General features: G+C 36.3%; 9 protein-coding genes. 4 read left to right on the forward strand and 5 right to left on the reverse strand.

Annotation, left to right across the window (positions count from 1 at the left end; all coding sequences use genetic code 11):
* Positions 1–78: 78 nt before the first annotated feature.
* From JG738_RS08030 to murI, 3 genes are all read left to right on the forward strand, one after another.
* The gene (locus JG738_RS08030) at positions 79–1,014 is read left to right on the forward strand and encodes a DDE-type integrase/transposase/recombinase (RefSeq protein ID WP_236583148.1); all 936 of its coding nucleotides are present in this window, start codon (positions 79–81) and stop codon (positions 1,012–1,014) included.
* Positions 1,015–1,145: 131 nt separating this feature from the next.
* The gene (rho, locus tag JG738_RS08035) at positions 1,146–2,519 is read left to right on the forward strand and encodes a transcription termination factor Rho (RefSeq protein ID WP_231988915.1); all 1,374 of its coding nucleotides are present in this window, start codon (positions 1,146–1,148) and stop codon (positions 2,517–2,519) included.
* Between the two features lie 3 nt (positions 2,520–2,522).
* The gene (gene murI, locus JG738_RS08040) at positions 2,523–3,272 is read left to right on the forward strand and encodes a glutamate racemase (RefSeq protein WP_201337418.1); all 750 of its coding nucleotides are present in this window, start codon (positions 2,523–2,525) and stop codon (positions 3,270–3,272) included.
* Here the strand turns inward: murI and JG738_RS08045 are convergent.
* Entirely contained in the window at positions 3,255–4,457 is a 1,203-nt protein-coding gene (locus JG738_RS08045; protein WP_370583684.1) for a CAP domain-containing protein, read from the reverse strand. The genes murI and JG738_RS08045 overlap by 18 nt on opposite strands.
* The gene (locus tag JG738_RS08050) at positions 4,444–4,989 is read right to left on the reverse strand and encodes a hypothetical protein (RefSeq protein WP_201337420.1); all 546 of its coding nucleotides are present in this window, start codon (positions 4,987–4,989) and stop codon (positions 4,444–4,446) included. Before JG738_RS08050 ends, JG738_RS08045 begins: the two co-directional genes overlap by 14 nt.
* A gap of 56 nt (positions 4,990–5,045) precedes the next feature.
* Here JG738_RS08050 and JG738_RS08055 point away from each other — a divergent pair, with 56 nt between their 5' ends.
* Entirely contained in the window at positions 5,046–6,596 is a 1,551-nt protein-coding gene (locus JG738_RS08055) for a DNA polymerase III subunit gamma/tau (protein ID WP_201337421.1), read from the forward strand.
* Between the two features lie 117 nt (positions 6,597–6,713).
* Here JG738_RS08055 and JG738_RS08060 read toward each other — a convergent pair whose 3' ends face one another.
* From JG738_RS08060 to JG738_RS08070, 3 genes are all read right to left on the reverse strand, one after another.
* Positions 6,714–10,271, reverse strand: coding sequence for a chitobiase/beta-hexosaminidase C-terminal domain-containing protein (locus JG738_RS08060; protein WP_201337422.1), 3,558 nt, complete (start codon positions 10,269–10,271; stop codon positions 6,714–6,716).
* An 82-nt stretch (positions 10,272–10,353) separates the two neighbouring features.
* On the reverse strand, positions 10,354–11,058 hold the full coding sequence (locus JG738_RS08065) for a 3-methyladenine DNA glycosylase (protein ID WP_236583150.1): 705 nt from the start codon (positions 11,056–11,058) through the stop codon (positions 10,354–10,356).
* Entirely contained in the window at positions 11,025–11,828 is an 804-nt protein-coding gene (locus JG738_RS08070; RefSeq protein WP_201337423.1) for a TIGR00282 family metallophosphoesterase, read from the reverse strand. Before JG738_RS08070 ends, JG738_RS08065 begins: the two co-directional genes overlap by 34 nt.
* Positions 11,829–11,837 lie beyond the last annotated feature (9 nt).

The following is an 11,837-nucleotide window of genomic DNA, read 5'->3' on the forward strand; positions in this document are numbered from 1 at the left end:
TGAAGAGTGCAAATCAAATACACATTGCCAGGGCTCAAAGGGTATAAAAGATGAGAGAGGATATACTACAATTCGCTTATGATAAGCGAAGAGGCAAGAAGAAAAAAGATACTCGACTTTTGGAAAAAATATGGATTGGAAGCAACAAAAGAGGCTTTTGGAGTAAGTAGAAGAACGCTTTTTCGATGGAAAAAGAGTTTCAATGATGCAAATGGTGATATAAAAGCCTTAAATCCAAAATCACGCAAACCAAAAAGAGTAAGAGAGTCAAACGTTCCACTAGAAGTTATTAAAGAGATAAAACGATTAAGAAAAGTATATCCTAACATCGGTAAAGCAAAACTCTATCACCTTTTAAAACCCTTTTGTGAAGCAAAAGGAGTTAAAACTCCATCAGAGTCCACTATAGGAAGAATTATCGCAAAAGCACCAGATAAAATGAGAATATTTCCCTATCGCATTGATACAAAAGGAAGAGTCAAACCAAAAAAGAAAAAACAAAAAAATAGAAAACCAAAAAACCTCAAATCCAAACCCTTTGAACTCTGGGCAGTAGATACTATCCAAATAGTCTCAAACGGTATAAAACGATATATCCTTACTATGATAGATCCACTCACACGCATTGCATTCGCAGTAGCAATTCCATCTAAAAGAGCAAAACATACCGCATACGCCCTTGAAGCTCTCATCGATGGAATAACCTCTATCAAGCAAAAACGTAAACTTGCAATTCTTTCTGACAATGGCAGTGAGTTCAAAAAAGAGTTTGACGCTCTGCTTGAACAAAAAGGCTTTACACACTACTGGACCTATCCAAAGGGTCCTCAAATGAATGCACACAATGAGAGATTTAATATAACTATTCAAGAACAGTTTATTCAATACTATGAAGATGTACTCTTTACAGATTTACAAGAATTCAATAAAAAATTAGCAAAATGGCTCATCGATTACAATACCAAAATACCCCACTATTCACTTAATCTAATCTTGGGTACAATACCTCCTTGAAAATCATAAAGAGTGCCATATGTATTGGACTTATACACAAACTTGACTAAAGCTGCTATTTTGTTTAAAATTGCAAAAATACAAGAGTTTACACTTCAAAAATTCTGCAAATACTACCGAAGAAGGAAATCATGAGCGAAAAAAATAGTGACGCAATGAGTAATTCATTATCTGAAACCACTCTTGCTGAAGAGAATGCCCAAAAAAATAAAAACAATGGCTCAAAACGCACACATATTCCCGTAGAAGGCTACACAATCGAAGAGCTTCGTACAAAAACTATCGATGAACTTCTTGATATCGCACTAGAGCTTGGTATCGAAAACCCTCAAGAGCTCAAACGCCAAGACCTCATGTTTGAGATCCTTAAAAACCAAGTAAGTAAAGGGGGATATATCCTCTTTACTGGAATATTGGAAGTAACACAAGAAGGATATGGCTTTTTACGAGCTATCAATGAAAACTTTTCCAATAGTGCGAATGATGCCTATGTAAGTGCTACACAAATTAGACGCTTTGCATTGCGTACAGGAGATATTGTCACTGGTCAAGTAAGACCTCCAAAAGATCAAGAACGCTACTATGCGCTTTTAAAAATTGAGGCTATTAACTATCTTCCACCTGAAGAGTCAAAAAAACGCCCCCTCTTTGATAACCTCACCCCACTCTATCCAACAGAGCGTCTTAAACTCGAATACGATCCAACAAGACTTACAGGGCGCGTGCTCGATCTCTTCACTCCAGTAGGAAAAGGGCAGCGTGCACTTATCGTTGCACCTCCAAGGAGCGGGAAAACTGAGCTTATGAAAGAGCTTGCCCATGGGATTGCTAAAAACCATCCAGAAGTTGAGCTCATTGTCCTTCTTGTGGATGAGCGTCCTGAAGAGGTCACAGATATGGAGAGAAGCGTGCGGGGCGAAGTGTATAGCTCTACTTTTGATATGCCAGCAAAAAACCATGTACGCGTAGCAGAACTTGTCATAGAAAAAGCAAAAAGACGCGTAGAGATGGGAAAAGATGTAGTTATTTTACTCGACTCCATTACGCGTCTTGCAAGAGCATACAATACCGTCACACCATCTAGCGGAAAGGTGCTCAGCGGTGGTGTTGATGCAAATGCTTTGCATAAACCTAAGAGATTTTTTGGTGCAGCGCGTAATATTGAAGAGGGAGGGAGTCTCACAATCATCTCAACTGCACTTATCGATACAGGCTCACGCATGGATGAGGTAATTTTTGAAGAGTTCAAAGGTACAGGTAACTGTGAAATTGTCCTCGATAGACGCATAGCTGATAGACGTATCTATCCTGCAATTGATGTACTCAAATCTGGTACCCGCAAAGAGGAGCTTTTGGTCGATCCAAATACACTTCCAAAAATCTGGGCACTACGCAATGCGATGCAGTCTATGGATGAAGTGGAAGCACTCAAATTCCTGTACTCCAAAATGCTCAAAACAAAAAATAATGAAGAGTTTCTCTCAATAATGAACGAAGGTGCATAATATTTGCGCGCAGCTGTTTTCGATAGTGGGATAGGGGGGCTTACTGTTGTTAAGAGTCTCCTAGCACACAAACTCTTTGATGAGATTATCTATTTTGGAGATACTGCACGCGTACCTTACGGGCCAAAAGATAAAAATACCATTATTCGCTATTCATTAGAAGCACTAGAGTTTTTCAAAAATTTCGAACCTGATATTTTGATCACTGCTTGTAACTCTGTGAGTGCCCACGCAATTGAGGAGCTTCGAGAAGTGGCTCCCTTTCCTGTTGTAGGCGTCATAGAGCCAGGAGTTTTAGCCCTTGAAAAAAAACTGCAAAATAAAAAGAGTAATATCCTCATTATTGGGACTAAAGCAACAATAGAGAGCCAAAAATATCAACATCTTTTACTACAAAGAGGCTACACAAATCTCACCGCCAAAGCTACACCCCTTTTTGTTCCTATAGTAGAAGAGGAGATTTTTGAAGGCGAGATACTCAAAGCTACAATGCATCACTACTTCCAAGATCTCCACCCAAAAGCTATTATTTTAGGTTGTACTCACTTTCCCCTCATTACACGGCAAATAAGCAGCTACTTTTACGATAAGGCTCTCCTCATCCATTCAGGAGAGGCAATTGTTGAGCATTTAGAAAATACGTTTCATATCAAAAAATCTGGCAAAACGCCTTCACTTAAACTCTTTGCCTCTGAAAATCCTGAAAAACTCAAACGCGTTGCTGCTCGATGGCTTTCACTCTCGCAAGTATAAAAAAATAGACTCTCCGTTAGAAAGCACTATTTTTACTCTTTGGCCAATTTCTCCTCGCACACAAAGCGCAATAGTATTTATATCTTTAATATACCCCTCTACTTCCACGCTTTTAGAGCAATAGTACCGATACGTAATTATTTTATCTTGTGGACTTTGCGCTCTCCAGTAGAGATTGTACCACACATTGGGGTGAACAAATAAGAGTTTTTGGTTAGCTTGTAAAAAATTTTTTGGAAGCTTTTTAGTTGAAAAATACCAACGAAGAAGATACTCTTTTCCTCTATAGCGATAGATTAAAACTGCTCTATATCTTTTATCCCACTCCAAAACTTTTGGAACAAAGGCAAAATCAAAATCTGAAAAAATATGCGTTGGATCTTTTGAGCTATCTATTTGTTGAAGGATTTGCACAAGAGTACCATTCATATCTTGCAATGAAAATGCAACTATTTTTGGTGGCTTGCTAAAATAGTAGGGATTAAAACGAACTGTAATAGGATATCCTACAATTTTATAGTGCAATAGATTGGGCGATTCAGGATATGCAAAAGGCACAACTGGAATATCTTTTACTGGCCAAGAGATAATTGGTGGGTTTTGCTTTTGATTTGTTTGTATAGCCTTTTGATACTGCGCAGTAATAAGAGGCCTTTTGCATACATTTGTAAATACTCTGCCGCTTTTGGCAAATGTTTTCTCGCAAATTTTCCGCAATGCGCTACTTCCCATATCAAAAACAGCAACACCCCCTTTAACAAACCCTATACCTACCTCATCAATACTCCAGTCCATAAAGCCTAATCTATGATAGATGGTAGCAAAAAGTATTACAATTGATCTGTTAAGATCTTTGCTGTAAGCAATATTTTCTTTCACATCATAAGTTGCATGGCCAAAATGTACTGCCCTTCTACCTGCATTCTCTCCACTAAAGCCAATACTATCTTGTGATTCCATATGCCCATGAGTTTGGTGATATTCCAAATATGCTGCATGTGAAGAAGCAGCTTTTTCTAATGCAATATTTCTTTGTAAAAGAATCATTCCAAGAGCATTACGGAACGAATTAAGGTAGTTATAGCCAATATATTCATTGGAATGCTTTTGTAAAGAAGCTTTTTGCGCACAACCAAAAAAGAGGACTAAAATGCTTAAAAGCGTAAATATTTTATATATTTTTATTTATAAGCCCTTCGGTAATGATAAGGCGCATATCCCATTTTGGTTTTGGAGGTGTGGGAAGTTTCACCGCATTCCACTCTGGCTTTTTGCACTCTTTTATAGCCATAGCTAAAGTTTTATCGAGAGGATAGAGAAGTACTAATTCATGTTTTGTTTTGTAAAAAACTGCTACATAAAATTTTCCCTCATATATAGCAACTCCACTCTTTTGCCAAAACTCTTTAACATGCATGTCAAAAATATATGTCACTAATTCATTATAGGGAATACCTATTGTATGCTGCACATTTGTAAGATCAATGCTTTCTAAAACTATTTCTTGATTATTTGGCAGCTTTAAATAGTCCCTTTCAATCATCAGTTCATCTATGAGATCGCTTTCATGTTTCAATGGTTGCACAGGTATTTGTAAAGAGCATGTTTTATCGTAGATTTTAAGTACTCCATTGTGCAGTGCAACTTTTCTTGAATTATCTCTATAAAAGAGAAAGAGCAAGAGCACGATGATAACAAAAAGTAATCCCGCTTTCATAGCGAACCTTTAAAGATGATGAAGTATAATTATACAATCTTTACAAAGGATCAGCATTGACATTGGCTCTGAAATACCGTCCTAAACGGTTTGAAGATTTAATAGGACAAGAGGCGATTTCTCAGACACTCCAACGTGCACTCGATACCAATCAACTCAGCCATGCCTACCTCTTTAGTGGTCTTCGTGGTAGCGGAAAAACAAGTACTGCTCGAATCTTTAGCAAATGCCTCCTATGTGATGAAGGACCTACGAGTACACCTTGTGAAAAGTGTGAAAACTGCACTGCAGCTAACGAAAATCGCCATATTGACATAATCGAAATGGATGCTGCGAGCAATAGAAAGATCGATGATATTAGAGACTTAATCGAGCATACTAAATATAAACCAGCGCAAGGCAGATTTAAAATTTTCATCATAGATGAAGTCCATATGCTCACAAAAGAGGCTTTCAATGCTCTTTTAAAAACGCTTGAAGAGCCACCAGAGTATGTAAAATTTATACTCGCTACTACTGATCCTTTAAAACTTCCCGCTACAATTCTTAGCCGTACACAGCATTTTCGCTTTAAAAAAATCGCCCAAAAAGATATTCTCCACCATCTTGAATATATTCTTAACATCGAAAATGTAGCGTTTGAGCCAGAAGCTTTGCAGATAATTGCTAGAAGTGGAAGCGGAAGTTTACGTGATACGCTCACTCTTTTGGATCAAGCTATCATCTATGCAAAAGGCAAAATTACAGTCCAAAATGTCACAAGTATGTTGGGGCTTGTGGATCCAAAAGAGATAGAAGAGATCTATTCACTCATTTTGAATCAAGAGAGGGAAAAAGTATTAGAAAAAATCGCCTCTATTCGTGATTATCAGAGCGAAATGGTTCTTGATGAAATGATCATCTATCTCAAAGAGGAGCTTTTTAAGAAAAGTCCTAAATTTTCTTTGATGCTCTATGAGAGATTTTTTAAGATTTTGAGCGAGAGCAAGAACCTCCTTTTTTATAGCAGTGATGATGAGTTTGTTTTGACTCTTACAATGCTTAAACTCCTTGAAGCAACTAAAATTAAAACAATCGAAGAAGTAATCCATGAAATAGAGCAAAGCGATTCAATACCAACTGCTACACAAGAGTCTCAGCGATCCCAAACAGTACAAAAAACGCTCATAGAACCAATAGCAAAAAATAGCAAAGATCCTTTCCAAAAACTTATCGATAAACTCTATGATCGCAACTATGAGCTAGGAGAGTGCTTTGAAAAGAGTGTAAAATTTGTAAGTTTTGAAAATGGTGTGCTCAAATGGCAAAGCAATCCACAAGGAGCATGCAAAGAAAAACTCAAACTCTCCTATCCCACTATTCGCCACTTTGTCCAAGAGATCTTTGGTGTTGAGACAAAGATCCAAAAAGTAGAACCTCCAAAGGAGGATGAGAGTAGCTGCTCATCCATGGTAGAAGAGGCAGAGTTTGGAAGCAGCTGTATCCAAAAAGAGGCCGGTCTTGCAGCAAAAGAGATCGAAGCGCAAGATATTCTCAACGACCCCCTTGTACAAAAAGCAAAAGAGCTTTTTAAAGCCAAACGGGTGGTTGTGAAACCGAAGGTGTGAATAATTTTGTTGGTTGTAAATTATAAATTAAATCTCTTATCACCTTTAAACATTATGACTTTCGTATACGTTAGTTATATTATTCAAAATTATATTATGATTTTTAAATAATTAGTTTCAATGCACATTAACACCAGGACAACCAGGAAGATATATTCCTCCATTATTAAAGGTTGAACAAGATATTTCACTACCATTTTCATTATAACATTTTTCATTGATTATTTTGCCATTATTAAATAACAATTTCCATGCGATCTGACCAGTTTCATAATAATATATTTCACTATTTAGATTACCATTTTCCCATAATCTTTCTTCACATTGTTGACCTGATTCGTAATAAAAAATTTCGTTACCATTTGGATTTCCATTTACAAAAGAGGCTTTATGTTTAAGTTGGCCAGATTCGTAATATTGCTTCAAACTGTTTAACTTTTCTTTTTTCCAATATCTTTCCGCCTCAAGCTGACCAGTTCTATAATAAGATCTTTCAATACCATCTCTTTTTCCCTCTACATATGTAGCTTCATAGCTAAGTTGACCAGATTCATAATATTGTTTCATAATACCATTAATAGCATTATCTTTACATGGCATCTCTTCTTGAATTTGGCCTGATTCATAATATGATTTTCGGACTCCATTACATTTTCCATTAAAATATGGTATTTCTAATTGGAGCTGACCTGATTGATAGTAATATTTTTCGATGCCATGTAATACACCACTATACCCTATATGAGGCTCTTCATGTTTAAGTTGACCTGAATTATAATAAATGCAATGTATTGAATAAGTAAAATTTTTATAATCATTTACAATATTCCATTTATCATCCAGATAATATACTTTTTCAAAACCATTATTTTTCATCGGACACCACTGTGGATTTGGCCAATTAGACCAAGCATGTCCGACACTTGAACTGCTACTTGATGAACTATTACTGCTAGAACTACTAGATGAAGAGCTGCTACTTGAACTACTTGATGAAGAACTACTAGAACCCATTACACACTGTCCATTAATTACCTCTTCATTTTCACCACATTTGATAAATGTAGCTGTAACTTTAGCAGATTTATATATCTTACCATCTGCTTCTATCTGCGCATATGCTGTAATAGTGCTGTTTTTATCTACCAAGATTGGAGCACTATATTTTTGAAAACTGTTGCCATCAAAGGAGTAGTAGATATCAAGTCCATTCGTTTGTGAAATTGTAACATTTACACTGTTTTTAAAAGCTTCACCGTTTGGATCGAATGTAGGAGGCTCTATTTTGCCCACTACCACGAAACTCTTTTGCGGTGACAAAGAGCCACCCCACTGCCAGAATGTCACATTAGGCAGATCTTTTGTAGCTACGAATGCACGTACATTACAATATTTCACCCCCTCAATTGTAAGTGGTTCATCTCCTGTGCTCCACTCTTGAAATGTATTGAAGTTTGTAGCGGTAATCTCATGCAGTGCATCTATGGAATCTGCTAAATCATAGTAAAAATGAGCATATCCTAACATATTTTTATCATTGAGACTAAAAAAGAGCTTCTTATTGCCACTGCTATCCTCTTTGATAATTGGTACCGGTGTTCCAAGAAGCGAGACTTTCCAATCAAATATCATCAATTTGGGAGTAGAGGCAATATCTGTATAATCATCACTCTCATAAAATTTATGCTCTCCTACATAAATATGCCATTTACCCCGTATAGCTCCATAGATCTCCCCTTTGAGCTCAGCATTTGTTTTTATCTTATCACCTTCTTGGGCTATAAAGTTGTCAGTTATTTTTCCTAATAGGGTATTATCGTATCTGATACCATTTTGAATTTGAAAAAGGGATACTGGCTCATCAATTTTAAGAAACTCTACAACAGGAGTTACAGTAATATTTGGGAAAAGATAAGCGGTTGCTTGAGCTTCAATAGATACCTTTTGAAATCCCTCTTTTTGCATATTTGAGCGGACATCTTTGATATTTGCATAAAAATCTTTTTTATTAGTTTTATTATCATAATGAGCTCGTACCTCTCCCTCTCGACCAAAGGTAGTCTCATACACCACCTCTCCACCTACTTTACCTTCTATGCCAAGAGTGAGTTTTGGTTGGATGACTATAAAAAGATTCAAACCAACCGATGAAGCTTGTGTAGGAATGAAAACTTTAAAAGATCGAAGTAAATCTAACTCTACCTCTTTTTTCAGTCCACTTGAGGATAGACTTTCTAAATTTCCTTTGAGTGTAAATTTAAGATGCACTTTTGCCAAAGCACTATTTGATGTGGTAAAACGAAAAACTGAACTTCCAAAGGTATTGTAATCATAAAAAATATCTAAATATGCCCCTACTCCAATTTCAATATAACTTCCTTGCGAACTAATCTCAATCATAGGGTTATCTTCAGTTATTTTATAATCAAATCCAAGGTCGCCCCTCCGATTAGTATTAAAATTTGCAGTATAGTGACATGATGCATCCCAAAAAGAGCAGCTGAGATCTTTTGTTTGTATTGGTATTTTATACCCTTTTGGGATATCGATATGTAAAACAACATCTTTTGCACCTACTCCCCTTGTTGTCGATGGCTTAGTTATGAGATAAGCATGAAGTGGCTCTTTATTGATACTATCATATTTACCAATTGAAGCAATTGGAGTCATGGAGCGAAGATTTACTATCATTGTATTGCGTGCTTTTATAAAAAAATTTTTATAAACCTCTTCTATAGATTTCGCATTTTTAAGTCTTACAACACCTGTTTGCGCATCAATAGAAGCAATAATTCCTTGAAATTTTTCACCTATAAAGAGTGGTTTCCCAACATCTGTTACACTTATGACACCAGGAGGAACTATAATTTGTCCAGAATTTTGTTGTTGGATATTTGATGGTTGTAGTGTAATAGCATCATCTCTTTTTTTCAAAGTCGCTTCACCAATATCACCTACAGTAGGAACAGTTTCTCCTGGCAAATTATGAATTGTTTTATTAATGTCTATAGGAGGAAAAGGAAATTTTACAGGAATTTGTGAATTACCAGAACCACTTCCTGGAGAAATCGCCCCCATGTCACACTGCAAAGGAGTATCACCTGTGTAAGTAAAATAGATACGATATTGTTCAGTTTGTTGATCAACCCCTGGAAGTAGTACCTCATCAGGAAGTTGAATCTTTGTAACAATAATATTCAATAATGGTTCTGGATATCCATTACAATCAAGATCAAGATAGACAAAACTACCATCTCGTGTCGCTCCCGTTAGCTTATAAACTGAGAGATCAGCAATTGGAACATATATCCATGAATAAGCCGTCTTACTATCACCCTGAAAACCAAGATAGACAAACATTCCTTCTGGATTTTCAATATCGAGATCCTCTGGTATTATTGTCAGCTCTTTCCATCCAAACGGATTATCCGAATTAGGTGGTGTTCCTAAAAGACGGTAGGCTTTGTAATTTTCAAGAGAAAGAAAAATCCAATCATCCCTCTCCCACATTCCATTTTTATTATTTTTTTCAAAATCATACTTATAAAAAAGACCATTAATAACAAAACCATCTGATTTTGTAATATGCTTTGTCAAACAGTCAAGATAGTTTGGATCAACCGAACATGCTAGTGAAAATATTGCTGAGAAGATAAACAAAAGAAGTTTTTTCATAGTAATTCCTTTAATTAATCCCCTATTTTATTTCAATTATGCTCCTTTATTTATTAAATCTTTCTTAAAATTAATCAACTTATTATATTTTCAATAAATTTTTGATTCTATTATCTTGCTCTTTTCCTTTGCAATGCTCTTTACAAAACTCCACAATCTTTCCATGAAATCTTGCATAAATTTGCGATAGTGGTAGCTCTTTATTGTAAATCTCATAAATCCTGTCTAAATTTTCAATGATAGAATCACTTAAAAACTCTTGCAGTTCACTATATGTATCAAACTCATACCCCAAAAATCGCATTATTTTTGCAGTATATGCATCAACTACTAAAAAATCTCTATAGCAAGCATAGTTGAGGATACTATCTGCTGTCTCAAAGCCTATTCCTTTTTGACGTAGCAGCCAACTGCGAGAAGGCCTCTTTGCAAAAGCTTCAAAACTTCCATACTCCTCAAGCATATTGGTTACTAGTTTTTGTATACGAAAAGCTTTTGTGTTGTAAAATCCAGCTGGTTTAATGAGCTCGGCTAACCTTTTTTGATCAATTGCTACAATCTTTTCTGGTGCTATCTCTCCTACAGCATTCCTGAGATTTTCCAAAGCCTTCTCAACATTTTCCCATTTGGTATTTTGCGTCAATACTGCACCAATCACTACTTCAAAAGTGCCACTCTTTGGCCACCAGTAGGGATCTCTTTCGTCTTTGATATATCCTAGCTCTTTAAGTCTTTTTATAAGCTCATAAGCTATCATTCTATCCTTGCCTTTTGTACTATCTGCCATCCTTCATCATCATAAGCTTTAATTTTCAAAGCATCCTTACATCTTCCATTTTCAAACTCAAAAACCACCATCTGCAAAATTGCTTTACATTTATCAGGCACATCAAAATGGCCTGGAAGACCTGTTAAAAATCGCTTTATTGGTACATCTGCCCTCATACCAATCACATTATCCCTACAACCTGTAAGCCCAATATCTGTCACATATCCAGCTCTCCCATCTATTTGCAAATCATCACTCCCCACATGCGTATGCGTTCCAGCAAGTGCACTGATGCGATCCTTTAGCATCAAAAACATGGCTCTCTTCTCACTTGTAGCTTCCGCGTGAAAATCGATAAAGATATTTTCTATTCCCTCACTTTTGAGTATATCGACTATTTTGTTTGCAGCAATAAATGGATTTTCTACCATAGGCATTGTAAAATATCCCATAATATTGACAATCGCAAGATTGAGATCTTCAATTATTTGATACCCCCTGCCTGGCACACCTTCAGGATAATTAATAGGTCGCAAAAGTGGCATAGATTCAAGCATTGGTAAGATATCTTTCTTATCCCAAGTGTGGTTACCTCCAGTCATGAGATCGATCCCTGCATTAAAGAGCTCATTGGCATTTTTAGGAGTCAGTCCAAAACCGTGGCTTGCATTTTCATAATTTGCTACAACAAAATCGAGTGCAAGCTCTTTTTTTATCTCTAATAAGTAGCGCTTTACCATTTTTCGCCCGGGTCGTCCAACTATATCGCCAATAAATCCAAGTTTCACTCTATTCCT

This window comes from Nitratiruptor sp. YY08-26, assembly GCF_016593215.1.
Lineage (GTDB): Bacteria > Campylobacterota > Campylobacteria > Campylobacterales > Nitratiruptoraceae > Nitratiruptor > Nitratiruptor tergarcus.

What these genes read in the sequence shown, in the direction of transcription:
- JG738_RS08030 (WP_236583148.1), top strand. Translation starts at nt 79, where the DNA reads ATGATAAGCGAAGAGGCAAGAAGAAAAAAGATACTCGACTTTTGGAAA.
- rho (WP_231988915.1), top strand. Translation starts at nt 1,146, where the DNA reads ATGAGCGAAAAAAATAGTGACGCAATGAGTAATTCATTATCTGAAACC.
- JG738_RS08050 (WP_201337420.1), bottom strand. Translation starts at nt 4,989, where the DNA reads ATGAAAGCGGGATTACTTTTTGTTATCATCGTGCTCTTGCTCTTTCTC.
- JG738_RS08060 (WP_201337422.1), bottom strand. Translation starts at nt 10,271, where the DNA reads ATGAAAAAACTTCTTTTGTTTATCTTCTCAGCAATATTTTCACTAGCA.
- JG738_RS08065 (WP_236583150.1), bottom strand. Translation starts at nt 11,058, where the DNA reads ATGGCAGATAGTACAAAAGGCAAGGATAGAATGATAGCTTATGAGCTT.